Raw genomic sequence first — 25,977 nt, 5'->3', positions numbered from 1 at the left:
AACTCCACTGGCATGGCGGGTATCCCATGGCGGTGGTGGCGATGGTGGTCGCCGCCGTGCTCCCGGTCTTGTGGTTCAAGCGCCGTGGGTGGCTGTAGCGTTCAACCGAACGTCAGCCCCTTAAGGACGTCAAGCAACGCATCCTTAAGCGGAATCCGGCGTTATAGGGGTTGGACCCATGTCATCCCTCTCTCAACAACATCATCTGGCTGTCGATCCTCAGAGTCTGCGCGAGGCGCTGGCCGCTCACCAGCGGTATCTTGCTGGCCGGCCGGGCGGGCGACGCCTGAACCTGACCTACGCCGATCTGGCCAACTGCTCGCTTGAGGGCCTCGATCTTCGCGATTGCGACCTGACCGGCGCACGTCTGAGCGGTGCGACGCTGGCGCGATGCAACCTCAGCCGGGCCATCCTGTTCGGCGCTGATCTGCGCGAAGCTGACATGCGCTATGTGAACCTGAAGCGGGCCGACCTGCGCGGGGCCAGCATGCGCGGCGCCAATCTGTCGGGCGCGGACCTTGCAGGTTGTGATCTGCGCGAGGGCCGCATCGCCCTGCAGGACAAGCTGGATGGCTATCAAATAGTGCGACACGAACATCGCCCGGGAGAACTCAACTTCGCCGTCCTGGCTGGCGCCAACCTCGCCGGTGCCCAGATGTCCGGCGCCGTGGCCATGACCTCCGACTTCACCGACGCCAACCTCTCGGAAGCGGTGATGACAGGCGCCAAGCTGATGCGGGCCGTCCTCGACGGCGCCGACCTCTCCCATGCCGATCTCGGTGGCGCAGACCTGACCGGCGCGTCCCTGAAACGAGCCGTGCTGAACGGCGTAAATCTCAGCCAGGCCCGGCTGGACGATACGGACATGACCGACGTTTTGCGTGCGCCGCCGGCGATCTTCTACGTCCAGAACCGCTCGATCGCCGACATCGTTTCCGACCATGAGGCTTACTGCGACACCGGCGGTCGCAAAGGCGCAGTGATCCGGCTGCCTTCCGCAGACTTTCGAGCCATGAAGTCGCTCCGCAAGCGAAGGCTGTCCGGCCTTCACGCGCCCAACGCCGTGTTCTTCGGCCTGGATATGGAAGGCTGCGAGCTCCAGGGCGGCAACTTTGCCGGCTGCGATTTCCGGGGTGCGAATCTTCGCGACGCCGACCTCAGGGGCGCCAACTTCAACCAGGCGCAACTGGCGCGGGCTGACCTGCGCGGCGCCAAGCTGGGACCGCTGGGCCTGAGTGACGGCCGGTTCGTCCGCACGGACTTCAGCCGCGCGTCCCTAAGGGGCGCTGACCTGCGAGGCGCCTACGCCTATCGCGCCCGGTTTCTGGGCGCCCAGCTGGATGGCGCCCGTATCGCCGGTTGCGATCTCACCGGGGCGGAAATCAACGCCTGAGGCTGAAATCTCTGCATCCGCTGCATTTTCCGCGGCGACCCGGTATCCACCTCGGCGCAGAATGCCCCGGCGATCACATGCCCTTTCGCAGCACCGCCAGATCCGGGAATACAGCGTCGCGCTTCTCGGCCTTGGCGCGGAACGCCTCGCCCATGTGCGGGCCGCTGAACATGGCGGTCTGCCAGACAGCGATATAGTCGAGCGCGTCCTTCAGGCTATGGTCGCGCGCATAGTTGATCATCACCTTTGAACCCGTCACGGCCAACGGCGCCTTCGCGGCGATTTCGCGGGCTGTGGCCAGGGCGTGGGCGACCACCGCCTCGTGGCTGTCGAACACCTCGTTCACCAGCCCGATCTCCCGGGCCCTGTGGGCCGGTAGCCGGCGACCTGTGTAGGCCAGCTCGCGCACCCAGCCCTCCGGGATCAGCTTGCAGAGACGGGGAAAGGTCCCGACGTCGGCGGTCATGCCGATATTGATCTCCTGGATCACAAAGAAGGCGTCGGTGGTGCAGTAGCGGATGTCGCAGGCGCTGGTCATGTCTACCGCGCCGCCGATGCAGCCGCCCTGGATCGCTGCAATCACGGGCATCCGCGCCTCATCGAGGCACGAGAAACAGTCCTGCAATCCCTTCACATGATGGCGCATGGCCTCGGCGTTCACGTGGCGATCCTGGGCGGCCGTCTCGGCTGTGCCGCCGCCGGTGAAAACGGCCAGATCCATCCCGGCGCAGAAGTGCTTTCCGGTCGAGGAGATCACGATGCAGCGCGCGCGTGCGTTGTCGTTGATGTCATTCACGATCAGCGGCAGCTCATTCCAGAACTCCCGCACCATGCTGTTCATCGCCTCTGGGCGCTTCAGCTGGATGTGCGCGACGTGGTCCTGGATCGAGACGTCAAAACAGGTCCAGTCGGTGGTGGTGAGGTCGATGGCGGCGGGCGCGTTCATGGCGAGGTCCTGTGTGGTGTGCGGTCGACCATGCGACCTGGACGCAGCGGAAATCCAGAGCCGTCTCGCCGGCCCGGGGATTCAGGCCGGATCGGGCGACGGAACCTTGCGGACGTGGGCGTCGATCAGCGCCTCGGCGGCACCGCGGGCAGCCACGACCGGACCGTCCTCACCGAAGAGCTGGCTCGTGACGAACACGCCTTCGATCAACAACAGCAGACTGTCGGCCAGCTTCTTCGGCTTGCGCGCGTCCATGGCCCGCGTCAGGTCGCGCAGACGCTTGCGCATCTGGGCCTTGTGCGTCACCGCCACCAGACGTCCGGCATGGGTCGGGTCGGGATATTCCACCGCAGCGTTCGAGAGGCCGCATCCGCGGTAACCCTTTCGCTGCGTGTGAACCTCAAGGGCGTCAAAATAGGCCAGGATCTGCGCGCGCGGGTCGCCGGGATGGGCGTCCACGGCGGCGTCGAAGAACGACCAGAGCCGGGCGGCCTGTTCCTCCAGGTAGGCGGCGATCAGTTGGTCCTTGGAGCCGAACGCCCGATAGAGCGTGGGTTTGGTCGCCCCGGCCTTCGCCACGATCTCGTCGACGCCCACACCGCGCGATCCTTCACGATAGAAAAGCTCCCCGGCCACGCCCAGGATTCGGTCGGCGGCTTTTGGGGGCGTCGCTGCAGCTTTGGTCATGGTTCACCTTAACGATGTTACAAACCAGTACGCAACATGGTGTCGGGCGGTTGCCTGGAGGGCTCCCTCGCGCTGGCGGCCGGCGCCCCAGCCCTGGCGATCCTGAGGCGCGCGCCGACCCCTGCAGGCGCCGCCTGACGACGCTTCGCTATCGCAACGTCACCACGCTATTCAGGGCCTATGTCAACGCTACCGATTTCCGAGCCCCGCGCCCGCCGAACGATGCTTCCGACGCGCGGGGGCGATATGGCCGTGCTCGACTTCGGTCCGCCGGACCGGGCGCCGGATATCGTGTTCTCCCACGCCAACGGGTTCAACGCCCGCACCTACCGCAGCATCCTGGCGCCCCTTGCTGACCAGTTCCGGATTCTCGCGATCGACATGCGCGGCCACGGCGCCACCCGTCTGCCCATCGAGATCGACGGGCGGACGGACTGGAGCGATCTGCGCGATGATCTTCTGGCGTTCCTCGAGGCCGAACTGGCCGGCCCTGTTGTGCTGGCCGGACACTCCATGGGTGGCGCAGCAAGCCTGCTCGCGGCGGCGATCGCACCTGAGCGGGTAAGGTCGTTGGCCTTGTTCGATCCCGTCTTCTTCGACGCCGCGCGTTCGGCCCGGGTCGAGGGGCCAAATCCTCTGGCGGAGGGCGCGTTGCGACGTCGTGCGGTGTTTCCGGGCAAGGCTGATGTAGCGGCGGCCTACACCGGGCGCGGCGCCTTCCGCACGTGGCAGCCAGAGCAGATTGAAGACTATGTCGAAGCCGGCTTCCAGCCGACTGAGGATGGTCAGGTCACCCTGACATGCTCTCCGGCATGGGAGGCCTCCAATTTTCGCACCCACGGCAGCGACGCCTGGTCCGCGCTGCTGGCGACGCAGTGTCCGGTGCGTTTGCTGCGCGCCGAGATCGGCACAACGGCGCGCATCGATGACCGGCTGCTGGAACTCCAGGCGCATCCCCGCGTCAGGATCGAGACGACGCCCGGCACGACGCACTTCCTGCCCATGGAACGTCCGGAACTGGTGCGTCAGGTGCTCCGCGAAATGACGACGGTCTAGAGACTGAGGCCTTCGATGGCCTCGGCGTTCACACGCGCCAGCTCGGCGTCGGACAGCGCAATGATCTTGCGCGTATCCAGATCAAACGAGACGGCCATGGCCTCGGCACTGCCCCAGGGCTTGCCGGTCGCGGGATCCAGCAGCCAGTGAACCAGACGCCGGAACCGCGCGTCCCCGCCGGCTGATCCCGATCGCATCTCCATACGATCCCCGGCGCGTGGCCAGGCGTGATGGATAAGGCGGTATTCCATGGCCGCGCCGCCCACCCGACGATCCGCCTCGTCCTTGCCCGGGCGGCCTTCGGCAAAGAGATGCGGCACCGCGTCCGACAGCCGGTGCATGAAGCCCTCGGTGCGCATCCGCCCGAACGGATCACACTCATGAGCGGAGACAATACCCAGTCCGGTCCGCTTCAGGCCCATCGCCTCGGCTTGTTTGAGGCTGGCGCGGGTCGCGACGGGGTCCAGCCCGATGGAGCGCGGCGCAGCCGCCGACGGCACCTCGGTCATCAATTGCTCGGCCATCGCCCGGACCCGCGCCGGCCAGGGAAACGGCCGCCCCTCACGTGCGGTCACGTGAGCTGCGAGTGTCTGGAAGCTGGCGGCAAGCTCGCCGGAATGGTGCCGCATGAGGAACAGCAGGCGGATTTCGGTGTCATCGATCCCGATCACGCCGCCGGTGATGGACAGCGGGGCGCCGGGCCGCGCCTCTCTCAGAAACCGGATGTGTTGTTCGCGCACCATCAGCGTCGCCTCGGTGGCCGGGGCGAAGGCGCCCGGCATGCCGAGTTCTGCGGCCATTCCGCCCAGCGCCTGCATTGACTTGGCCACATAGAAGCCGACGTTCAGATGGCCCATCCCATCGCATTCCCAGGCCGCGACGCTGCCCCGCCAGACTTCAACTTCCGCCACGTCCTGCTCCCGATTGTGTGCACAAGCTTAGGGGCGCCCGCTCAATGCCGCCAGCGGTCGCCGAACCCGGGCGGACAAACGGCCCCGATTTTTTGTAACCAATCGACCCTCGCGACCGAACGACAATTGGGCCACAGTGAGCGGGCTGTAGGGAGTCTCGATGCGATGGATGACAAGGTTCGTCCCACAAAGGTGCTGATACGCCGCCATACCCTCGTGACGCGCCTGACCCACTGGGTGAACGTCATGGCGATCAGCCTGCTGCTGATGAGCGGCCTGCAGATCTTCAATGCCCACCCCGCGCTCTACTGGGGGGAGACATCGACCTTCGCGGATCCCTGGGTCTCAATGTCCATGCGGGAGGTCGACGGCGTCGCCCGAGGCATCACCATCGTGGGTGACTATCAGTTCGACACCACCGGCGTGCTGGGCTGGTCAGGCGAGGAAGGCATGCGTGAGCAACGCGGCTTTCCCTCATGGGCGACCATTCCCAGCTATCGCTCCCTGGCCGACGGTCGCATGTGGCATTTTTTCTTTGCCTGGCTCTTCGTGATCAACGGCCTGGTCTATTGGCTCTGGGGTCTGATCGGCGGCCACATCCGGCGCGACATGCTGCCGACGCGCGCGCAGTTGGCCCCGCGCCACATCCTGCATGAGATCATCACCCACGCGCAGCTGAAGTTCCCCAGGGGCGAAAAGGCGCGGGCGTACAATGTGATCCAGAAGTTCACCTACCTGGCCGTGATCGTGGTCCTGCTGCCGATGATGCTGGCGACGGGCCTTTGCATGTCCCCGGGCTTCAACGCCACGCTTCCATGGCTGACGGACCTGTTCGGCGGGCGACAGTCGTCGTATTCATTATGCTCCATGTGCTCCTGGTCCTCTTGTCAGGCGTCTGGAACAACATGCGCTCGATGATCACCGGCAAGTACGCCATTCAGGTCGAGGGAGACCGGCCATGACCGTCACCACCACCAATCGTCGCCGCTGGCTGGGCGCCGCCGGCGCCAGCCTGGCCGGGCTGTGGGTCAGCGCCTGTGACAGGCTCACGGCGGATCCCACGTTTTCGGGCGTCCTGCGCAAGGCCGAGGGCCTCACCATGACGGCACAGCGGCTGGTCACCGACCGCAAGGCCCTGGCCAAGGAGTTCACGCCAGAGCACATCTCCACAGACTTCCGCGCCAACGGAACCCGCTACCCGGCGGAGGAGGAATACGCCGCGCTGCTGGCGAACAAATTCTCCGACTACCGGCTGGTGGTCGACGGTCTGGTGGAACGACCCCTGCAACTGTCGCTCGAAGATCTGCGCCAACAAGCCGCCCGCACCCAGATCACCCGTCACGACTGCGTGGAGGGCTGGTCAGCCATCGCCAAGTGGAAGGGCGCACGCCTGGGTCCGCTGCTGGACAGGGCCGGCCTGAAGCCCAACGCCCGATACATCGTCTTTCATTGCGCCGACGCGCTGGAGCAGACGCTGGACGGCACGGGCCAGTACTATGAGAGCATCGACCTGATCGACGCCTATCACCCCCAGACCATCCTGGCCTACCAGATGAACGACGCGGCCCTTTCGGTCGGCCACGGCGCGCCCCTGCGTCTGCGGGTCGAGCGCCAGCTGGGCTACAAGCATGCCAAGTATGTGATGCGCATCGAGGTGGTCGAGAGCTTCGAGAACCTCGGCCGCGGCAAGGGCGGCTTCTGGCCCGATCGCGGCTACGAGTGGTACGCCGGGATCTGAGCCTCTGGCTTGTGCCCGCCTGAGCGCAAGCCAGAGAACCCTGACGGCCCTTCCCGGGCCTTAAGCGGCCCGCTCGAACAGCTTGGCCCAGCGCGGCTTCACCCGCGTTTTCCACGACCCGCGATGCCAGGCGTCAGACGCGATCAGCGGCACCACCGTGGTGGCCTCGGCAAACACCATCTGCTCCCACGTCACGTCGACCTTGCCCCATGAGCAGGCTTCCTTGAGCGTCGAGGACGAGCAGGCGCCGTCGCGCACGTCGGCGACGGTGATCTGCACGGCGTACTTATGCATCTCGGCTTCGTGGCCGAGGATCTCCGCGCAGACGACGGTGTCCTGGGCGAAGTTCTTCGGCACGCCGCCGCCCACCATGAACAGGCCCGTGGTTCCCGCCGCCAGCTTGATGTCGGTCAGTTCACGGAAGTCGGCCACCGCGTCGATGGTCAGGTACGGCTTGCCCGCCTTCATCCGCTCCACCTGGTGCTTCACCAGACCGAAGCCGGCCGAACTATCCACAAACGCCGGGCAGAAGATCGGAACGCCCTCGCGATAGGCCACCTCGATCAGGCTGTCGGGCTTTTTGGCGTTGCCGGCGGCCAGCCACTTGCCCATCTCGTGGATGAACTCGCGGCTCGAATAGGGGCGGGGCTCCAGCAGCTCGCAGATCTCGTAGATCGTGCCGTCGCAGTTCTGCAGCTCTTCCTCGTCGATATAGGTGTCGTAGATGCGGTCGATATAGAGGTCGCGCAGGTCGCGGTCGTCGACATTCGATTGCGCCTGATAGTGCTTGAAGCCCAGGGCCTCGAAGAAATCCATGTCGACGATCGAGGCGCCGGTGGCCACGACCACGTCGATCATCCCGTACCTGATCATGTCGCGGTAGATGTGCATGCAGCCGCCCGCCGAGGTGGAGCCGGCCAGCGTCAGCCAGGTCGAGCAGCCTGCGTCTTCCAGCGACATCGACCAGATGTCGGCGGCGCGCGCGGTGTCGCGGCTGGTGAAGCTCATCTTGCGCATGGCGTCGATGATGGGTCGAGCGTCATAGGCGTCGATGGCCACGTGCTCGACGGTGTTGGCCAGCAGTTCGGCCTTGCGGTTTGTCTTCTGAACGTCAGCGTTCATCTTCGGAAGTTCCCTTCAGAGCCTTTCCGGATCAGATGAATTCATCTGATCCGGATAAAAAGGCTCGTTCTTCATATGTTTAGAGCGTGACGGGCGCTTCAACCGGCATCCACTTGAAGCTGTCACGCTCTGGGGGTGAAAGCCCGTCCCAAAAGAAGGCGCGACCGGGACGGAGCGACCGGCCGCGCTTGTGACACTCGAATGTGTCGGTTTCTAACGCTTCCGACGGCTCTTGCCGGCCCGGCCCTTGGGGCGTGACAGGCGGACAACCTTGCGCTCGTCCTCCTGGTTCTCCCGCGGCAGGCGGATGGTGCGACCGGCCAGCCCGAACATGGAGGCCATCGGCGCATCCTCGACCAGGACGGTCTCGGCGTCGCCATAGCCGTTGAACCGGGTGGTCATGGCCACGCCATAGGCGCCCAGCATGCCAATCTCGATGTAGTCGCCCTCACGGATATCTTCGGGCAGCCAGAACGGGCCGGGCATGTGGTCCATGCTGTCGCAGGTGGGGCCATAGAAGCGGAACGGCTTCAGCGGGCCTTCGACCTCATGGGCCTCATCGCCCTCGCCCCGGTAAAGCTTCACCGGGAACGGCCACTTCACGTGGGCGGCGTCGAACAGGTTTCCGTAGCTGCCGTCGTTCAGATAGAGCGCGTCGTTCTTGCGCAGTTCCACCTTGGTGAGGATCGAGGAAGCTTCCGCCACCAGCGCCCGGCCGGGTTCGCACCACAGTTCGGTTTCCTCATGCACCATCATGTCGGCAAAGCCGCGCTGGATCGAGTCGACGTAGTCGCTCATCTCCGGCGGCATCATGCCGGGATAGACCGAGGGGAAGCCCCCGCCTACGTCGACGATGTCCACCATGACGCCGGCGCGCACGATGGCGCGCGAGGCCTGAGCCATCGCCGCCTGATAGGCGGTCGGCCGCATGCACTGGCTGCCCACGTGGAAGGAAACGCCCATCCTGCCTTCGGTGGCGGCGCGCGCGGCCAGCAGCAGGGCCGGGGCCTCGTGCAGTTCCACGCCGAACTTGCCGGAAAGCGAGTAGGACGCGCCTTCGGCCACAACCGCCAGACGCACGATCAGGGTCAGGTCCCGGGCGCCGCCCGTGGCCTCCAGGATCTTCTGCAGCTCCTCATGGCTGTCGAGGGCGAACGCCTTCACGCCATGCTCGAAGTAGGCGGTTGCGATGGCCTTGCGGCTCTTCACCGGATGCATGAACGCCATGCGCGAGCCCGGCGCATGGGTGGTCACCAACTCGATCTCGGGGATCGAGGCCACATCAAACGACGTCACACCGTTCGCCGCCAGGGTCTTGATGACCCACGGCGAAGGGTTCGCTTTCACAGCGTAGAATACGTCGCCTTCAAACTTGTCCTGGAACCAGCGCGCCGCTACCGCCACCGCCGCCGGTCGCGCAAAGGCGACAGGACGTTCGGGTGACCGCTCGCGGACCAGGTCCAGGGGCTTATGATACGTGTGCAATTCACGTAACCCCCAACAGATAGTTGAACCAAGTCCGGCGTTAGCAGCGCTTTTCAGGACATCGGGTCCGCCGGAAGCGCGGGGAAATAAGGGCAATGATCCGCGATGTAAAGTGTTGAATTCATGACGGGGTCTGCGGGGGGGGGAAGGGGGTCGAGTCAGCGTTCGCCGATGCCTCCTGAGGGCTATCCGGGTTGCCGGGAAAGTGCGGGCCCCGCGGCGGGGTCTTCCCCGCTCCCGCAAAGCCGATTGCTCAAGGCGTCTTCTTGAGGAAATCCTCGGCCGGCCCCTCCCACTGCCCGTTCGCCGCCTGCGTCCAGGACATTCGCCAGGCCCTCAGGCGATGGGCGGCTTCGGCCGGATCATCCAATGCCTGCCGCACGTCGTCGTTTGAATAGGGTTCAAACTTGGGCTCGCCGCTAGGCCAGTCCTCATCGAATACATCCGCGAAAATGGCGCCGGTGACTATGCCGGCGAGGAAGTCGGTCATGTCGCAATCAAACAGTTCCACATTGCTGTCCTCGTACCAAACGACAACGGGCCAGTCCTGCGGTGCGCCGCGCGTCAGCCAGAACAGTTCGTCACCATTGTCGGTTCCGCCGAACGCGACGAGCCCCCCGGGGGCAGGCCAGATCGGGTAGGGAGGTTCTTCTTCGCTTGCCAACAGCACGTCACGCGCCGAACCCGCCTTTATTCTGACCTGGGCGCCGAGCCGCAGATTCACCGTCCATGATTTCGGAAGAAAGACGCTCATGAACTGCATGAAGTAACCCGCGCCATAGGTCGCGATGTAGTCCTTGTAGTCAGGGGGCAGGGTGACGCCGATTTCCCCCTCTATGGCCCCCCACGGCCCCTTATAAGCCCAGAACGGCTCTGAAGGCGGAGGAACCGCCTTGATCAGGTTCTCGATGGTCATTTCCGCTGTCCTGCGGGGTTCCTGACCAAACGCGCGGTGAGCCCGCCATCTAATCCGAGGGCGGTCAGGAAGATCGATTCTGGCGGCAGAATTCCATCATTGTAGAAGGGCGTCGCGTGGTACTCGATGATCTCACCGTTACGGACCCGCTTGGCGACCTGATCCTCAAATCGCCGCATCCATGAGTTGTTCGAAGGGGTTTGGGTCTGCGTGACGAGATTCTGCATCGTCTTACCCGTGCCACCCAGCTGTTTGCCGAGCAAGTGGCCCCGCGCCTCATTGAATTTGTCACCATCGCCTTGCCAGCCGGGCGGTTGCAGTTTTCGGATTGCCAGTGACCCCTTACCCATAATGGCCGGCGTGAGCGTAGCGGTCACGCCGGTTGCCTGCCCGTTTGCGTTCAGGTCGCGGAACCGGACCTGGGGGCGGCTGACCGGCGTTGGACGGATTTCTGTCCTTGGCGGCGGCGTTTGAACGCGTGGAGCAGACCCGAAAGGTGCTGCGCCTGAAGTTACTGTGTCTGCCAATCCGCCCAACATCAACGCCGCATCGCGCCCGCCTGGCGAGGCGTTTGCCAGCGTGGCCAGTCCGTAGCCAAGACCGCCAAGCGGGTGGTCGGCAATGAAGCGGGCCCTGGCTATCGCCTCCCGCTGTGCAGCGCGTTCCAGGGGCGACACCATGGGGTCGTCGACCTCTTGCAAAACATTCGCCACCCCGTTGTCGATCTCCCGAAACCACTTATTGCCGAGCCTGAATGCTGAATCGGGGCGCGCCCTCAGATCAAGGTCTGCGACAGGACTTGCGAAGGGTGAAAAGTACGCCTTGTTAAACGCCGCCGACGGTCCATTCGAGGCGCCCGCTGGACGCTGTTTCTGCAGGCGCTGCTCCCAGGTCATGGCCTCATAATGCGCTCCGAGCGCGTTGAGCGCAGAGCGCGGTCCTCCCTTGGGTATCCTCGCCATCAACATCCTCTCATTCTGGCTTTGTCAGACTTCCGCGCGCGGCGGGCGACATCAACCTGAGTATGACACAGGGCGGGCATCTGGTAAAGAACAAAAACAGAACAATCTTCCAGACCGATCTCGCCCCGCCGGCTGTCCACCCCCTCAGATCACAAGCCTCCGTTGGTGATGTTCCAGGCGGCCCGACGCCATCCGTTCCGCGAACCCCCGCCTACCACGCATTTCCCCCGCAACCCCGCTGGACCGGAGCCGTCCGGCCGTGCCATGTAGCCGGAGCCTGCCTAAGGGAAAGCTCCGACCGCCCACATGTCCGACGCCGCAGTTCTGTCCATACGGAACGCCTCCAAGACCTTTGGTGAGCGCCGCGCACTGGATGGCGTGTCCCTGGATGTCGCCAGGGGCGAGATGATCGCCCTGATCGGCCCCTCTGGTTCGGGCAAGTCGACCCTGCTGCGCTCGATCAGCGCCCTGCAGACCATCGACGCCGGCGAGGGCGTCATCACCGCGTTCGGCGGGCCGGTGCAGAAGGACGGCAAGATCGACGCCGACGTTCGCAGGACGCGCACCCGGATCGGGATGATCTTCCAGCAGTTCAATCTGGTGGGCCGGCTCAGCCTGTTCACCAATGTGGCGCTGGGGTCGCTGGGCCGGATCGGGTTCTGGCGCGCGGCGCTGGGCTTCTGGCCGGACGAGACCAAGCACGCCACCATGGCGGCGCTCCACCGGTTCGGTATTTCGGACTATGCGACCCAGCGCGCCAACACCCTGAGCGGTGGCCAGCAACAGCGCGGCGCCATCGCGCGCGCCCTGGTGCAGAAGGCCAAGATCATCCTGGCCGACGAGCCCGTCGCCTCGCTGGACCCGGTCTCGGCGCGGCGCGTGATGGATATCCTGCGCGAACTGAACCGCACCGATGGCCTGACCGTGGTGGTCACCCTGCACCAGGTGGACTATGCGCTGCGCTACTGTGACCGCGTGGTCGCCCTGAAGGCTGGACACGTGGTCTATGACGGCCCGGCCAGCGGCCTGAAGACCGAACAGCTTATCGACATTTACGGCCCGGAATTCGAGGACGTCTTCTGGGAAGGAGCGCCGACATGAACCGCCACATTCTGACCGCCACCCTGCTGGCGGCCGCCCTCGGGCTTTCCGCCTGCGGAGAGAAGGCCGAACAGCCGGCAGTCGGCGCCCCGCCCACCGAGCTCACCTTCTCGATCCTGTCCGCCGAGAACCAGGCCTCGACCCAGCCCCTGTGGCAGCCTCTGCTCGACGATATGTCGGCGCAGATCGGCATCCCGGTTAAGCCCTATTTCGCCACCAACTATACGTCGCTGGTCGAGGCGATGCGGTTCAAGCAGGTGCAGCTGGGCTGGTTTTCCGCCTCACCGGCGCTGCAGGCGATCAAGCGCGCCGACGGCGAGGTCCTGGGCCGCGTGGTCGACGCCAGCGGGGAAGGCACCTACACCTCGGTGATCATCGCCAGGAAGGGCAGCGGGGTCACGCTGGAAAAAATCCTTAAGTGCGACAAGACGATCTCGTTCGGCATGGGCGACACCCAGTCGACCTCCGGAACGCTCGCGCCAAAGACCTATCTGTTCACCCCCCGCAACATCGACCCCCAGGCCTGCTTCAAGACGGTCCGGGCGGCCAATCACCAGGCCAATGTGTTTGCAGTCGCCAACGGCGTGATGGATGCGGCCACGAACAACTCCGTCGGCCTGCTGTTCGCCGCCCGCCAGAATCCGCAGGTGGCCGAGAAGGTGGAGGTGATCTGGTCGTCGCCCCCGCTGCCGGAGTCCTCGATCGTCGTCAGGCGTGACATGAACCCGGCGCTGAAAGAGAAGATCCGCCAGTTCTTCCTGACATATGGCACGGGGTCCGACGCTGCCGCCGACAAGCAGCGCGAGGTGCTGAAGGGCCTGGCCTATGGCGGTTTCCGTCCCGCCGACGACACCTACCTGAATCCCGTTCGCGAGATGGAGGCCTCCGAGGGCCTGGCGGTGGCCAAGCGTTCCGGCGACAAGGCCAAGATCGCGGCGGCCCAGGCCGAGTTCGACAAGGTGACTGCCGACGCCGCCAAGTCCCGCGCCGAAAACCCGCCTACGCCATGAGTGTCCAGCCCACGCCCGTTCCGCCGCCGCCCAGCCGCACGCTGCTCCAGCGGGCGCCGGACCTGCTGCTCTGGGGCGGGGTGTTCGTCCTGCTGGCCATTGCGTTCGGACCGGCGGAGATCCGCAAGATCCCGCTGCTGTTCTCCAACTCCGCCAACATGCAGGAGATGGGGCGCGGATTCACCCAGCCGGATTTCACCGACTGGCGTCTCTATGTCTCGCAGATGTGGCTGACGGTGCAGATCGCCATCTGGGGCACTTCGCTGGCGGTGCTGATGGCGATTCCCCTTGGCTTGCTGGCCTCGCGCAACATCACGCCGGCCTTCATTCAGATGCCGGTCCGCCGGTTCCTCGACATCGTGCGCTCGGCGCCGGATCTGGTGCTGGGCATGATCTTTCTGGTGGCCGTGGGACCCGGGCCGCTGGCCGGTGTCATGGCGCTGGCGATCAACACATCGGGCGTGCTGGCCAAGCTGTTCTCGGAGGCCGTGGAGTCCATCGACAAGGGCCCGGTCGAAGGCGTACGGGCCACCGGGGCGGCGAAGTTGCATGAGATCAACTGGGGGGTCATACCGCAGGTAGCGCCGCTCTGGACCTCCTATGCGCTGTATCGCTTCGAATCCAACAGCCGCAGCGCCACGGTGCTGGGCCTGATCGGCGCCGGCGGCATCGGCCAGGTGCTGTTCGATTCCCTGAACGCCTTCGCCTATTCGCGCACCGCCGCCATCGTGCTGGTCATCATCGTCGCCGTCAGCCTGATCGACATGCTGAGCCAGGCGATCCGCAGCCGCCTTCTCTGAGGCACGCCGCCGTCAGGCCTTGAACTTCGTCAGCAATGCCCGGAGTTCAGGCTCGTCGACCATGCCGGCGGCTTCGGCGGGCGTGGTCCAGAGCCGGGTGCGTTGCCCCAGTTCCGGCCAGGCGGCCCGCTCTTCCCGCACCTCCAGCGCAAACACCCTGACCCGCACGTGTTGCAGCCGGCCGCTCTTCAGCTGCTTGTCGTAGTGAAAGGTTCCCAGGCTCTTGCGCGCCAGTTGCCCCAGCACGCCGGCTTCCTCGAAGGCTTCCTGGGCGGCGGCGACGCCGGGCTTCATCAGCTTGATGGGCCAGCCCTTCGGAATCACCCAGCGCCGCGTCTCGCGTGAGGTGATCAGAAGGACTTCAACCGCACCGTCGGGACGACGACGCCAGGGCAGGGCCGCATACTGATTCCGCGGCTCCCGGTCCGGTTCTGGGCGTATCCTGTTGACCTTTTTGGCCATGGGCGGCTGAACGCTCCCGCGTCGAATCGGGTCGACGGCGAGCCCGGGAAAGGGCGTTTACACACTGGCCCGGTGATCACCAAACTGATTGTCATAAATTCGTCATATACGTCCTGCTCAGGCGTCCTCGGGCGCCTTGCGCCGCACTCGCGCCAGGCGGCGCAGACGACGCCAGAACCGCGACTTCTCCGCCTCCGGATAGGGCTGCAGGTTCTTCACAAAGTCCTCGGCGCACGCTCGCCAGGAGAAGGTCTCTGCGAAGGCGCGCACGCGTGAGCGGTCCAGATCCAGCGCCTGCAGGCAGGCCTCCCTCAGTCCCTCGGTCGCCGTCAGGGCCAGCACGCCCGCGCCCGAGCCCGGGATCAGGTCGATGGGTCCCGGCGCCGGATAGGCGGCCACCGGCGTACCTGCGGCCATGGCCTCAAGGATCACCAGGCCAAAGGTGTCGGTAAGCGATGGGAACACAAATACATCGGCGCAGGCATAGTAGGCGGCCAGTTCCGCGCCGGATTTGGATCCCGTGAACACCACGTTCGGATATTGCGCCTTCAATTCATCCAGCTGCGGTCCGGGCCCAACCACCACCTTGGTGCCGGGCAGGTCGAGGGCAACGAAGGCCTCGATATTCTTCTCCACGGCCACGCGGCCGACGTTCAGGAATATGGGTCTGGCCAGGCCCTCGAAGATGTCGGGCTCACCCTCCGCCCGGGGGTGGAAGATCCCGGTGTCGACGCCGCGCGACCAGGCCGAGATGTTGCGGAAACCGTGGCGCGACAGCTCCTCGCGCATCGTGGGCGTGGCGACCATCAACCGGCCCGACGGCTTGTGGAACCACTTCATGTAGGCATAACCCGCCGCCAGCGGCAAAGGCAGTCGCGCCGACACATACTCCGGGAAGCGCGTGTGATAGCTGGTGGTGAAGGGCAGCTTCCACTCCACGCAGATCCGCCGGGCCGCCAGTCCAATGGGGCCTTCGGTGGCGATATGTACGGCCTCGGGCTCAAACGCCTTGAAGCGCTCCTGGATGGGCTCGTACACCCCGATCGCTACCTTGATCTCGGCATAGGTGGGCAGGGGGAAGGTCTTGAACTGGCCGGGGTGGATGACCTCGACCGTGTGCCCCATGGCTTCCAGTTCGCTCACGACGCGGGTCAGGGTGCGGACCACGCCGTTCACCTGGGGTTCCCAGGCGTCGGACGCCAGCAGGATCCGCATGGGCCGTTGCGCATCGCGCGGGGCGATGATCGCCTCACGCAGGCGCCGGTCCGACCGCATCGGCTTGGGCGGCTCGGTCCTGGACAACGCCTCGGTCTGGATCCACGCCCAGAAGGCGCCCAGCAGCGCTTCCTTGGTGGGGAAGTGTCGATAGACGGTGCGTTCGCCAACCCCGGCCTCCCGGGCGACATCGGCGAAGCCCAGGTCTTCAAGCGAGCGGGTTTCGAGCTGACGCCCCACGGCGCGCAGGATCTGTTCGCGGGTCTCTTCGCGTTGACGCTCGCGGAGGTTCGGCGAGGGGCTTTTCATGGCAGTGGAACTGTCACGAAACGACATGGCCTGTCAACGTGGGCCTCATAGCCCGCGCTCTACGGCAGATTGGTGACCCGGCGCCCATTCGGCGACCAGTTTCAGGCAAATGGAGGCGAACAGCTTCTACGGTATGGTGGCGCGCGCGACAGGCGGCTACGAGATGCGGGACGAAGGCTTGACTTCGATTGAATACGGACAAGGTCCGATGGACGACCGCACGCCTCTTGCCAAGGCCACGCCGAAATCGCTCCGGACCCGCGCCCGGATTCTGGAATCAGCCATGCAGCTGTTTGTCGAAATCGGGTACCACGCCGCCACCAACGCCGTGATCGCGGACGCCGCCCACCTCACACGCGGTGCGATGCTGTATCACTTCGCCACCCGGGAAGATCTCGTCGAGGCGGTGATCGAGCACATCGAACGGCAACGTGCGCGTCTGTTCGAGAAGGCGGCCTCGGCGCCGACCGCGCCCGGGGTGGATGCGGCAGAGCACGCTATCGATGTCTACTGGTCCATGCTGCACGAGGCCCCGTTCCAGGCCTTCGCTGAACTGGAGGCGGCGTCGCGGACTGACGCCATGCTCCGGGAGCGGCTGGCCGGCGCCCGCAGCGAGTTCGACCGTGCCCAACTGGGGGGCGACCGGTTCGGCGCGCTGGTGCAGGCCGGCGACGACCCGAGGTTCCAGACCAGCCGCGATCTGGGGCGTTTCCTGCTGGAGGGCCTGGCCAAGGGCTCCATGACCTACGACGAAATCGCCCGGCGCGAGCGCCTTCTCACCGTGGTCAAGCGCGCTGTGCGCATGCTGAACCGCAAGGGTGATCTGCAGGATCTCTGGACGCGTTAACCGGCGAGCACGTCCGCCGCCGAGGCTTGGTTCTCCAAAGCCTCGCCGGCCAGGTACCGCCGCAGATTCTCCAGGAACAGCGTGTCATTGCGCCCGGCGTTGCCCGCGCTAATGCCGGACGAGTGCGGGGTGAGCGTCACACGCGGGTGGTTCCAGAACCGGCTTTCGGCAGGCAGGGGCTCGGTCTCGAACACGTCCAGCACCGCACGTTCGGGCACACCGCGATCCAGCGCGGCCAGCAGGGCGGCCTCGTCCACCAGCGGCCCACGCCCCACATTCACGAAGATCGATCCGGGCTTCATCCGCTCGAACAGCCCGGCGTTGGCCACATGACGGGTTTCCGGCGTCAGCGGCGCGGCCAGCACCAGCACATCGGTTTCCGCCATCAGTTCCGGCAGGTCGCCCTGTTTCGCCATGAGATCCGCGGCAGGATCCAGCGCCGGGTTACGGCGAATGGCCGTGATGTGGGCGCCGAAGGCCCTGGCGCGCACCGCGACGCCGCGCCCGATGGCGCCGAAGCCGAAGATCGTCCAGCGCGAGCCCTCGATCTCGCGGAAGGGCCGGCGCTCCCATTGCCCCGCCGCCTGGGCGGACCGGCGGCCAGCGCCATCCTGCAGCGCGTCCAGCACGCCCCACAGCACATAGTCGGCCATCCCCACAGCCTGACCGTGGCTCGTGGTGAGCCGGGCGCCCTTCTGGATGAACTGGCCAAAGACCGGATTATCGAACCCGGCCGCGCCGCTCTGCACCCACTTCAGCGCGGATGACTTCAGCGCCGCGGTCATGAAGGTCCGGACGCCCGGGCTGAAGAAGGCGTCCGCATTGGCCCAGACGATATCGGGCTGCGCCGTATCGGCGTCGAGGGCCTGCCCCGCCAGCAGGATCTCGCCTGCATCATTGACCGTGAGCGCTTCGACGCCCGCCGGCATCAACGCCTCAACGCGCCGCCAGGCCTTCTCGTGAATCAACAGTCGCATGGGTTCCTCCTAGATCACGTCGAGATTGGATTGACTCAATCCAACCTCGAAAAACGTGATCGCCCTCACAAGTCTAGAGCGGGTTGCGGGCGGAAAACCGGTTCCCACTTTTCCTCAACCCGCTCTGGACCGGTTTAGCCGGGAAGGGCCCCCGTTAGCTAGCGCCCGCCGCCTGAAACTGCCGCCGGGGCCGGGGCCGGCGTGGGTTTCGGCGCCTGCTGGGCCTGCTCGCGGCGCCGCCCGCCCATCATCGCCTGCATGGCGGCGTATTCGACCTTGTCGATCGCGCCGTCCGCGTTCTTGTCGACCATCGGGAAGAACTTGACCAGGTTGGCGCCCATTTCGCCCTTGAGCTCGGCTTTCTGGATCCTGCCGTCCACATTGTCGTCGAACATGCCCATCAGTCGGGTCTTGTCGATCAGGTCGTCGTTGTTGGTGAGCCGGGCCGAGGTCTCGTCCGTCCAGCGATAGCGCACCGCCGTATAGAACATCTCCTCCCAGGACTGATCGCCCCAGACGATAGTCTTGGTAGCGTCCGGGTTGGCCGGGTTCTGCCTGGAATTGTCGTACCAGTAGTTGGCGATCAGCTTCGAGCCCGCCGGGATTTTCAGCGGTTCGGCGAAGGTGTATTCACGCTGCCAGTTGAAATCGTAGCGCGGCATCGCCAGCAGCCGCTTCTTCGCACCGTCCGGATACTCGACCCACAGGTCCGAGGCATAGCCGCGGTAGTGGGCATGCGGGAAGGCCGAGTAGAGCAGCATGTCCTTCGGCACGTCGATGTAGGCGGTCTCCTTGTGGCGCCCCTCGCCGGCCGGGATGACGATGGTCGGATCCACGATAACCGAGTTGCGCATCACCAGTTCGGGCGTCTCGCCGTCCTTGTAGAAATAGAGGCCCAGTTTGGAGGTGTCGGTCACCTCCTTGCCGAAGGGGGTATAATGGGCCTGCGCGCCGATGGCGCCGCCCGGCGGCAGGTAGGTACCGACGTTCGTGGGCCACAGCGTACTTTCCGCACCCACCGCATAGCCGCCCATGGAGGCGCCCCAGCGGCTCTCATTGCCCTTGCCGTCAGCCGGAACCTCCTTGAGGTAGCCGGTCAGGAAATGGTGCACCGCCTGGCGCTGGCTGACCACGAAGGTCGAGGCCTTGACCCATTTGCCCTCGGTAAGCGGGTTCACCATCACCGGCCGCTGGTAGTCCACCACGCCCGACGCCGGGATGGTGTACTTCGGGATGTCGAGGATCAGGTCCGGCTTGCCCAGCGGCCAGGTTTCGGCCACCCGACGCTTCGCGCCCAGGGGATCGGCGCCCTCGCCGCGCGGCGCGCCCTGCTCGATCCAGTGGACCACGGTCTTGATCTGGGCCGAGGTCAGGCTCTTGTCATCGGACCACTTGCCCACGTGCGGGTCCACGTTCCAGGGCGGCATGCGATCGGTGCGCAGCACCTCGCGGATCATCGGCGAGAAGCCCTTGACCATCTCGTAGTTGGTCATCGCGAAGGGACCGATGCCGCCTTCCACATGACAGGACACGCATTTGGCCTCGAGGATCGGGGCCACATCCTTGACGTAGGATATCTTTTTCGCGGCTGCGGCCCGCCCGGGGAAGTCGATCAGGCAGCCGGCGCTCATCCGGGGGGCGGCCTGGGCCGGCTTGCCGGCCATCACGGCCTCGATGGCGTTGGACGCCCAGGGATGGTCTGCGACAGCCTTCTGGGTTCCGTAGTCCAGCCGGTCGTCCATCGGCCCGCGGTAGGCGACCTTCCAGGTCTTCGGGTCGATCACATAGAACTCTGCCGTCCGCGTGACGCCCAGTTGCTCGCCCACCAGCTGGTGGGTGTCCATCAGGATCGGGATGTCGATACCGAACTCTTCCTTCTCCTTGGCGATGGCGTCGCGGCCATCCTGGAGGTTGGAATTCAGCATCAGGAACTTCACGCCCTGCGGCCCGTACTTGGCCTGCAGCGTCTTCAGATGGGGTGTGAGGTTGCGCGCAATCGGGCAGCCGTTGCCGGTGGTGATGATCACGATCGCCTTCGCATCGGTCATCCGATAGAGCTCGTGGCCCATGTAGTCGGTGTCCGACAGCATGAAGTTGTCGATCGTGGCCGGCGCGCGGGTCGTTCGCGCGGTTTCTGCGGCCGACGGTGCGCCGGAAGCCAGGGCGCTCGGCGCCGCGCCATTGGTGGTGCAGCCAAACAGCAGCGCTGCCGCCGCAACCGTGGCCAGGGCCGAAACATGGGCTTTGATCATGTTGAAATCCTCCCAGACGCTGGCGGTCGCGAACGGACCGCTCAGGTTCCCGATCCGAAACTCTGCGTTACGCCAGTTCTTAGGATAGCCGGGTTGGGTTTCATCATTATTTCTCGTCCATGTTTCGAGCGCCCCCGGCACGCGACCGTGGGGGGTTCGTCTGAACCTGGACGCGTCTCGACCGCTGTCAGGAAGTCGGCTGGATCGGACCTGGGCCGCTAGGGTCTGTGCTCAATACCGCTCATCCCGGCGAATGCCGGGACCCAGATCCAAAGGCTTGGAGGCTGATTGGAATGAGCGTTCGTGCATGGAACCCGCCCCGACGCCATTCCATCTGGGTCCCGGCATTCGCCGGGATGACCGTATGTTATTGAAAGTGTTGACTTAAACTTGAGTCCAAACCCTAGACCACCCGTTCGACCAGGATCTTCTTGATCTCGGCGATAGCCTGGGCCGGGTTCAGACCCTTGGGGCAGACCTGGGCGCAGTTCATGATCGTGTGGCAGCGGTAGAGCTTGAACGGGTCTTCAAGGTCGTCCAGGCGCGCGCCGGTGTCCTCGTCGCGGCTGTCGATGATCCAGCGGTAGGCGTGGAGCAGGGCGGCCGGGCCCAGGTACTTCTCCTGGTTCCACCAGTAGCTGGGGCACGAGGTGGAGCAGCAGGCGCACAGGATGCACTCATAGAGGCCGTCCAGCTTGGCGCGGTCCTCCGGCGACTGCTTCCATTCCTTCTGCGGCTCGGGGGTCTCGGTCTTCAGCCAGGGTTCGACCGAGGCGTACTGGGCGTAGAACAGCGTCAGATCCGGCACCAGATCCTTCACCACCGGCATGTGCGGCAGCGGGCTGATCATGATCTTGTCCGAGGGGCAGTCGTCGTGGCCGTGGATGCAGGCCAGCGTGTTGCGCCCGGCGATGTTCATGGCGCACGAACCACAGATGCCCTCGCGGCACGACCTGCGGAACGTCAGTGTCGGGTCCATGTGGGTCTTGATGTAGATCAGCACGTCCAGGACCATCGGCCCGCACTGGCTGGTGTCCACGTCATAGGTATCCCAGCTGGGATTGACGCCCTTGTCGGGGTCATACCGATAGACCTTGAAGGTCTTGGTCTTGCCCGACGAGCCTGCCGGCGCCGGATAATGCTTTCCGCCCTTGGGGACAGAGTTCTTCGGAAGGGTGAGTTGGACCATCAGGCAGCATCCTTCAACGACGTGGGCGCCGGATCCGGCAAGGGAGCGGCGCTCCCGTACCAGTCCAGGCGTCGGGTGATGAACATGGCCGCGGCGATTGCCGCGAAACTTGCGAAGGCGCCGACCAGCAGCGCCCAGTCTTCCAGCCGCATCAGCACATAGATCAGGCCGTACAGGGCGCTGAAGCAGATGAGCGCGATCACGCCCTGACGGCGACTTTCAAACACCCAGCCGGCATATGCCGAGATCAGGCCCACGGTCGCTGACGCGGCGATGGCGAACCCGCCGTCGAAGCCGATCCGCTCGGCGATGGACAGCAGCAGCAGGTAGAATACCACCTGCGCCAGGCCAATCAGCACATATTGCGCGGGGTGCACCCGCTTGCCTTGGGTGGTTTCGAACAGGAAGTAGGCGAGAAACACCAGGCCCACGAACATGAGGGCATACTTCAGGGACCGCGCCACCGACTGATAGGGATTGGCCGACTCGACGAACGAAACTCCCAGCGCCGAGGGCTGCAGGCGCTCGATCAAGTCGCTGTCGCCCTGGGCTGGCACGCCGCGCGCGATGAAGGGGACGTTCCAGTCGGCGGTGAAGCCGTTCGGGCCAAGCTCCCGCTGGCGCGGCAGGAACCCGCCGTCAAAGCTGGGGGAGGGCCAGTCGCCCTTGACCTTGAGCTGGGTGGTCTTGGCGAACGGCAGGACGGCGAAACGTTGGGCGCCGGAGAACCTTAGGGTGGCGGACGCGTCGAACTGCGTCTCTGGCCCGAAGCCCGCAGCGCTGGCGCCAAAGAAGCGCAGACTGCCGCCAGCTCCAGCATAGCGGTCAGGCTCGATCTTCGCCGCGTCGCCCGCCAGGGTCGCGCCGGTCAGCACCGCCGCAGGCGCGACAGCGCGCGGTTGTCCGCCGAGACTCAAGGTGACATCGGACTGGGCGCCTCTCGGGTCGGTCGCGCCGACCAGAATCTCAGCCCGGCCCCAGTCCAGGGTGGCGCCTCGAGGAGTCAGCGCCTGGACGCCCCGCAGATCGAAACGCGCCGTGAAATTCAGTTCCGCCACATAGACCGGCACCTTGAACAGCGAGCGCTGGCGAACCTCGGATTTAGAGTCAACCCGGGCTTCGCCGGTCACCGGGAACACCACGAAGACCCCCGCGCCGGGCCCCTGATCCTTGGCCGCCGGGGGTGTCGAATAGGGGATAGCCAGCACCGGACCCAGGAAGGTTTGCTCGCCGCCGACCAGGCCGCCGACCTCGGCCGTCACCTCCTGGGCCCGGTTTGTCCGGTCACCCAGCAGCATGAAGACGGCCAGCGCCGGGATGCTCATCAGCAGCGCCATGGCGCAGACCAGCAGCAGCTTCAGACCCATCGAGCGTCGAGGCGCCGGCCACTTGAGCACCGCCGGGTCAATCGTCGCCATCGGATCAGTACACCCGCGACTTTGGCGGGATATAGTCGATGTCTTTTGAGAGCGTGAAGTTGTGCACCGGCCGGTCGTCGATCTTCACCTTGCCGGTCTTGTCGTCGAACCAGGTCAGGGTGTGGGCCATCCACTTGGCGTCGTCGCGATCCGGGAAGTCCTCGTGGGCGTGGGCGCCGCGGCTCTCGGTGCGGTTGGCCGCGCCGACCACCGTGACAACAGCCTGACCGATCAGGTTGTCGAGCTCCAGCGTCTCCATCAGGTCCGAGTTCCAGATCATGGAACGGTCGCTGACCTTCAGATCGGCGCGCTTGGCGTTCACCACCTCCATGCGCTTCACGCCCGAGGCCAGGTCCTTGGAGGTGCGATAGACGGCGGCGTCCTCCTGCATCACCATCTGCATTTCCAGCCGCAGGTCGGCGGTCGGCGTGCCGCCGTCGGCGTTGCGGAACCGGTCCAGGCGCGCCAGGTGGCCGTCCGTCATGGCGGGCTTCAGCTCGGGCTGCGTCGCGCCGGCTTTCAGGATATCGGCAGCCCGCAGAGCCGCCGAGCGGCCGAACACCACCAGGTCGATCAGCGAGTTTGAGCCCAGGCGATTGGCGCCGTGGACGCTGACGCAGGCGGCTTCGCCGACCGACATCAGGCCGGGCACCACCTGATCAGGGTTCTTGCCCGCCTTGGTCACCACCTCGGAGTAGAAGTTCGTGGGGATGCCGCCCATGTTGTAGTGCACGGTGGGGATCACCGGGATCGGCTGCTTGGTCACATCCACGCCGGCGAAGATCTTGGCGCTCTCGGAGATACCGGGCAGGCGCTGATGCAGGATCTTCGGGTCCAGGTGATCCAGGTGCAGGAAGATGTGGTCCTTCTTCGGACCCACGCCCCGACCCTCGCGGATCTCCATGGTCATGGCGCGTGACACCATGTCGCGCGGCGCCAGATCCTTCACGGTGGGCGCATAGCGCTCCATGAAGCGTTCGCCCTCGGAGTTGGTGAGATAGCCGCCTTCGCCGCGCGCACCCTCGGTGATCAGACAGCCGGAGCCGTAGATCCCGGTGGGGTGGAACTGCACGAATTCCATGTCCTGCAGGGGCAGGCCGGCCCTGAGCGCCATGCCGCCGCCGTCGCCGGTGCAGGTGTGGGCCGAGGTGGCCGAGAAATAGGCCCGGCCATAGCCGCCCGTGGCCAGGATCACCATCTGGGCCTGGAACCGGTGCAGGGTGCCGTCGTCCAGCTTCCAGGCGGTCACCCCCCGGCAGACGCCCTCATCCATGATCAGGTCGAGCGCGAAATACTCGATGAAGAACTCGGTCGCGTTGGCCAGGGACTGGCCATACATGGTGTGCAGCATGGCGTGGCCGGTGCGGTCGGCCGCCGCGCAGGTGCGCTGGATCGGGGCCTCGCCGTAGTTCTTGGTCATACCGCCGAAGGCGCGCTGATAGATCTTGCCGTCCTCGGTGCGGCTGAACGGAACACCCCAGTGTTCCAGCTCATAGACCGCCGCCGGCGCATTGCGGCAGAGGTATTCGATCGCATCCTGATCGCCCAGCCAGTCCGACCCCTTGACGGTGTCATACATGTGCCAGCGCCAGTCATCCTCGCCCATGTTGCCGAGCGAGGCGGAGATCCCGCCCTGCGCCGCCACCGTGTGCGACCGGGTCGGAAACACCTTCGAGATGCAGGCGGTCTTCAGCCCCGCCTGGGCGCAGCCCAGCGCGGCGCGCAGGCCGGAGCCGCCGGCCCCTACCACCACCACGTCAAACTTGTGATCGATGAACTCGTACGTCGCCATGGGTTCAGGCGCCCCCCAGCGCGACCTTGAGGATTGAAAAGATCGCCAGCGCGCCCGCCAGGCCGCAGACGAAGACATTGGCCATCAGGGCCGCCGCCTTGGTGAGGTGTCCGTAGACATAGTCCTCGATGATCACCCGCACGCCGCCCTGCATGTGCATGAAGCTGATGGCGATCGTCAGGATGATCAGGGTGGCGTTGACCGGGCTGCCGATCCACTCAACCGCGCCGTAATAGTCCATCCCGGCCAGCAGAATGCAGCTGTAGACCGCCCAGAGCACCAGCGGCACCAGCGCTACCGCGCCGACCCGCTCGGAGATCCAGTGGCTCACGCCGTGCTTGGCCGAGCCCAGCCCGCGCGCCGTCGAAAGGGGTGTGCGAAAGTTCATCAGACCACTCCCGCCATGAAGGCGATCACCCAGATCGCCAGCGTCGCGGCGATGGTGAAACCAAACACCGCATAGGCCGACGAATTGGCGCTCTTCAGGTCCAGCCCATGCCCCGCGTCCCAGATCAGGTGCCGGACGCCATTGGCCAGGTGGTAGAACATCGCCAGGCTGATCGCGAACATCACCAGCTTGCCCAGCGGCGAGCCCAGCAGGTCCATGAAGGCACCGTAGGCTTCCGGCCCGCTGCCCAGCGCCACGGCCCAGGCTGCGACGATCAGGCCCGCGCCATAGAGCCCGGCGCCGGTGACGCGATGCAGGATCGAGGTGAGCATGGTGACATGCCAGCGCCACACCTGCAGGTGCGGCGACATCGGCCTGTCGGCGGGTCCCCGTGGAACGGATGTCATCGAAGCGCTCTCGCCTCCCCCAAAACCTGTGCCCGACGCGGTTGTAAGCGTGACGCCGGGGCTGTCAACGAAGACACGAACCGGGCAAGCACGCGCCGGACTCGAAACTTCGCAGATCATGAAGTATCCTGAGACGTGCTCCCGGCGCAATGCGTCAGTTTCCCAGTTTTGCTTCGTGGATGGCGAAGGATGCGCTTCGATCTGATCGATCTTCGTCTGTTCCGCGATGTGGCCGACGCCGGCTCGATCACGGCGGGCGCCGAGCGCAGCGCGCTCGCCCTGGCCGCCGCCTCCACCCGAATCCGGCAGATGGAGGTCGATCTGGGCGCGGCCTTGCTGACCCGCTCGCGCGCGGGCGTCACCCTGACGCCTGCCGGCCACACGCTGCTGAAACACGCCCGGGGCCTGCTCGACCAGGCGGCCCGGATGCGCGACGACCTGTCGGCTTTCGCTGGCGGCCTTTCCGGTGAGGTCCGGCTTCTGGCCAACACCAACGCCCTGACGGAATTCCTGCCGGAACCGCTCAGCCTGTTCCTCGCCGCCCACCCGCAGGTCAACGTCGATCTGGAGGAGCGGCTGTCCGACGAGATCGTC

Annotated in this window: 25 protein-coding genes and 1 pseudogene; 9 read left to right on the top strand and 17 right to left on the bottom strand. The window is 65.5% G+C overall.

Going from position 1 to position 25,977, the window contains the following annotated elements:
• Positions 1-178 precede the first annotated feature (178 nt).
• Positions 179-1,393, top strand: coding sequence for a pentapeptide repeat-containing protein (locus ACIQ42_RS03270; RefSeq protein ID WP_397420788.1), 1,215 nt, complete (start codon positions 179-181; stop codon positions 1,391-1,393).
• A 73-nt stretch (positions 1,394-1,466) separates the two neighbouring features.
• Here the strand turns inward: ACIQ42_RS03270 and ACIQ42_RS03265 are convergent, their stop codons facing one another.
• Both ACIQ42_RS03265 and ACIQ42_RS03260 read right to left on the bottom strand, forming a co-directional pair.
• Positions 1,467-2,339, bottom strand: a complete 873-nt coding sequence (locus ACIQ42_RS03265; protein ID WP_397420787.1) for a crotonase/enoyl-CoA hydratase family protein — start codon at positions 2,337-2,339, stop codon at positions 1,467-1,469.
• 81 nt (positions 2,340-2,420) lie between these two features.
• Positions 2,421-3,026 (bottom strand): TetR/AcrR family transcriptional regulator, encoded by a 606-nt coding sequence (locus ACIQ42_RS03260; protein WP_397420786.1) that lies wholly within the window; start codon positions 3,024-3,026, stop codon positions 2,421-2,423.
• 246 nt (positions 3,027-3,272) lie between these two features.
• Between ACIQ42_RS03260 and ACIQ42_RS03255 the strand changes: the two genes are divergently transcribed.
• Positions 3,273-4,082, top strand: coding sequence for an alpha/beta fold hydrolase (locus ACIQ42_RS03255; RefSeq protein ID WP_397420785.1), 810 nt, complete (start codon positions 3,273-3,275; stop codon positions 4,080-4,082).
• Here the strand turns inward: ACIQ42_RS03255 and ACIQ42_RS03250 are convergent.
• Positions 4,079-4,993: a thioesterase family protein gene (locus ACIQ42_RS03250; RefSeq protein ID WP_397420784.1), complete on the bottom strand. Its 915-nt coding sequence runs from the start codon at positions 4,991-4,993 to the stop codon at positions 4,079-4,081. The two genes, ACIQ42_RS03255 and ACIQ42_RS03250, sit on opposite strands and share 4 nt — an antisense overlap.
• Positions 4,994-5,158: 165 nt before the next feature.
• On the opposite strand from ACIQ42_RS03250, the gene ACIQ42_RS03245 reads away from it, so the two are divergent.
• Both ACIQ42_RS03245 and ACIQ42_RS03240 read left to right on the top strand, forming a co-directional pair.
• Complete coding sequence (locus ACIQ42_RS03245) at positions 5,159-5,911, top strand: cytochrome b/b6 domain-containing protein (protein WP_397420783.1); 753 nt, start codon at positions 5,159-5,161, stop codon at positions 5,909-5,911.
• 40 nt (positions 5,912-5,951) lie between these two features.
• Positions 5,952-6,731 (top strand): molybdopterin-dependent oxidoreductase, encoded by a 780-nt coding sequence (locus ACIQ42_RS03240; RefSeq protein WP_397420782.1) that lies wholly within the window; start codon positions 5,952-5,954, stop codon positions 6,729-6,731.
• A 60-nt stretch (positions 6,732-6,791) separates the two neighbouring features.
• On the opposite strand, the gene ACIQ42_RS03235 is transcribed toward ACIQ42_RS03240, so the two are convergent.
• From ACIQ42_RS03235 to ACIQ42_RS03220, 4 genes are all read right to left on the bottom strand, one after another.
• Positions 6,792-7,853, bottom strand: coding sequence for a deoxyhypusine synthase (locus ACIQ42_RS03235; protein WP_397400548.1), 1,062 nt, complete (start codon positions 7,851-7,853; stop codon positions 6,792-6,794).
• A gap of 213 nt (positions 7,854-8,066) precedes the next feature.
• Positions 8,067-9,338: a type III PLP-dependent enzyme gene (locus tag ACIQ42_RS03230; RefSeq protein ID WP_397420781.1), complete on the bottom strand. Its 1,272-nt coding sequence runs from the start codon at positions 9,336-9,338 to the stop codon at positions 8,067-8,069.
• Between the two features lie 253 nt (positions 9,339-9,591).
• A complete protein-coding gene (locus tag ACIQ42_RS03225) occupies positions 9,592-10,254 on the bottom strand; it encodes an SMI1/KNR4 family protein (protein WP_397420780.1) in 663 nt (220 codons plus the stop codon).
• Complete coding sequence (locus ACIQ42_RS03220) at positions 10,251-11,150, bottom strand: DNA/RNA non-specific endonuclease (protein ID WP_397420779.1); 900 nt, start codon at positions 11,148-11,150, stop codon at positions 10,251-10,253. Before ACIQ42_RS03220 ends, ACIQ42_RS03225 begins: the two co-directional genes overlap by 4 nt.
• A 372-nt stretch (positions 11,151-11,522) precedes the next feature.
• Here ACIQ42_RS03220 and phnC point away from each other — a divergent pair, with 372 nt between their 5' ends.
• The 3 genes from phnC to phnE are packed head-to-tail and all read left to right on the top strand — an operon-like array spanning position 11,523 to position 14,127.
• Positions 11,523-12,317, top strand: coding sequence for a phosphonate ABC transporter ATP-binding protein (gene phnC, locus ACIQ42_RS03215; RefSeq protein ID WP_397420778.1), 795 nt, complete (start codon positions 11,523-11,525; stop codon positions 12,315-12,317).
• On the top strand, positions 12,314-13,327 hold the full coding sequence (gene phnD, locus ACIQ42_RS03210; protein ID WP_397420777.1) for a phosphate/phosphite/phosphonate ABC transporter substrate-binding protein: 1,014 nt from the start codon (positions 12,314-12,316) through the stop codon (positions 13,325-13,327). Before phnC ends, phnD begins: the two co-directional genes overlap by 4 nt.
• The gene (phnE, locus tag ACIQ42_RS03205) at positions 13,324-14,127 is read left to right on the top strand and encodes a phosphonate ABC transporter, permease protein PhnE (protein ID WP_397420776.1); all 804 of its coding nucleotides are present in this window, start codon (positions 13,324-13,326) and stop codon (positions 14,125-14,127) included. Before phnD ends, phnE begins: the two co-directional genes overlap by 4 nt.
• Positions 14,128-14,139: 12 nt before the next feature.
• Here phnE and ACIQ42_RS03200 read toward each other — a convergent pair whose 3' ends face one another.
• The 3 genes and pseudogenes from ACIQ42_RS03200 to ACIQ42_RS03190 form a co-directional block, all read right to left on the bottom strand.
• Positions 14,140-14,589, bottom strand: a complete 450-nt coding sequence (locus tag ACIQ42_RS03200) for an NUDIX hydrolase (protein ID WP_397420775.1) — start codon at positions 14,587-14,589, stop codon at positions 14,140-14,142.
• Between the two features lie 117 nt (positions 14,590-14,706).
• Positions 14,707-15,804 (bottom strand): glycosyltransferase family 4 protein, encoded by a 1,098-nt coding sequence (locus ACIQ42_RS03195; RefSeq protein WP_397420790.1) that lies wholly within the window; start codon positions 15,802-15,804, stop codon positions 14,707-14,709.
• 126 nt (positions 15,805-15,930) lie between these two features.
• Positions 15,931-16,113, bottom strand: a pseudogene (locus ACIQ42_RS03190) (helix-turn-helix domain-containing protein); the annotation flags it as partial.
• 208 nt (positions 16,114-16,321) lie between these two features.
• On the opposite strand from ACIQ42_RS03190, the gene ACIQ42_RS03185 reads away from it, so the two are divergent.
• On the top strand, positions 16,322-16,960 hold the full coding sequence (locus ACIQ42_RS03185) for a TetR/AcrR family transcriptional regulator (RefSeq protein WP_397420789.1): 639 nt from the start codon (positions 16,322-16,324) through the stop codon (positions 16,958-16,960).
• Here ACIQ42_RS03185 and ACIQ42_RS03180 read toward each other — a convergent pair.
• The 7 genes from ACIQ42_RS03180 to sdhC all read right to left on the bottom strand — a co-directional run bounded on the left by ACIQ42_RS03180 (position 16,957) and on the right by sdhC (position 25,383).
• On the bottom strand, positions 16,957-17,937 hold the full coding sequence (locus ACIQ42_RS03180; protein ID WP_397420774.1) for a D-2-hydroxyacid dehydrogenase: 981 nt from the start codon (positions 17,935-17,937) through the stop codon (positions 16,957-16,959). The two genes, ACIQ42_RS03185 and ACIQ42_RS03180, sit on opposite strands and share 4 nt — an antisense overlap.
• A gap of 158 nt (positions 17,938-18,095) precedes the next feature.
• Positions 18,096-20,189, bottom strand: a complete 2,094-nt coding sequence (locus ACIQ42_RS03175) for a redoxin family protein (RefSeq protein WP_397420773.1) — start codon at positions 20,187-20,189, stop codon at positions 18,096-18,098.
• A 403-nt stretch (positions 20,190-20,592) separates the two neighbouring features.
• Positions 20,593-21,378 (bottom strand): succinate dehydrogenase iron-sulfur subunit, encoded by a 786-nt coding sequence (locus ACIQ42_RS03170; protein ID WP_397420772.1) that lies wholly within the window; start codon positions 21,376-21,378, stop codon positions 20,593-20,595.
• Positions 21,378-22,796: a cell envelope integrity protein CreD gene (creD, locus tag ACIQ42_RS03165; protein ID WP_397420771.1), complete on the bottom strand. Its 1,419-nt coding sequence runs from the start codon at positions 22,794-22,796 to the stop codon at positions 21,378-21,380. Before creD ends, ACIQ42_RS03170 begins: the two co-directional genes overlap by 1 nt.
• A gap of 4 nt (positions 22,797-22,800) precedes the next feature.
• Positions 22,801-24,588 (bottom strand): succinate dehydrogenase flavoprotein subunit, encoded by a 1,788-nt coding sequence (gene sdhA / locus ACIQ42_RS03160; RefSeq protein ID WP_397420770.1) that lies wholly within the window; start codon positions 24,586-24,588, stop codon positions 22,801-22,803.
• 4 nt (positions 24,589-24,592) lie between these two features.
• Positions 24,593-24,976 carry a succinate dehydrogenase, hydrophobic membrane anchor protein gene (gene sdhD, locus ACIQ42_RS03155; RefSeq protein WP_397420769.1) on the bottom strand — a complete coding sequence of 128 codons (384 nt, stop codon included), beginning with the start codon at positions 24,974-24,976 and terminating at the stop codon, positions 24,593-24,595.
• Positions 24,976-25,383, bottom strand: coding sequence for a succinate dehydrogenase, cytochrome b556 subunit (gene sdhC, locus ACIQ42_RS03150; RefSeq protein ID WP_397420768.1), 408 nt, complete (start codon positions 25,381-25,383; stop codon positions 24,976-24,978). Before sdhC ends, sdhD begins: the two co-directional genes overlap by 1 nt.
• 189 nt (positions 25,384-25,572) lie before the next feature.
• Here sdhC and ACIQ42_RS03145 point away from each other — a divergent pair.
• Positions 25,573-25,977: LysR family transcriptional regulator (locus ACIQ42_RS03145; RefSeq protein WP_397420767.1), on the top strand; the 405-nt coding region annotated here is incomplete at its 3' end.

It is taken from the genome of Phenylobacterium sp., assembly GCF_044372605.1.
GTDB lineage: Bacteria > Pseudomonadota > Alphaproteobacteria > Caulobacterales > Caulobacteraceae > Phenylobacterium.
The sequence above is the reverse complement of the archived record's forward strand: the minus strand, read 5'-3'. Positions and strand labels throughout refer to the sequence as shown.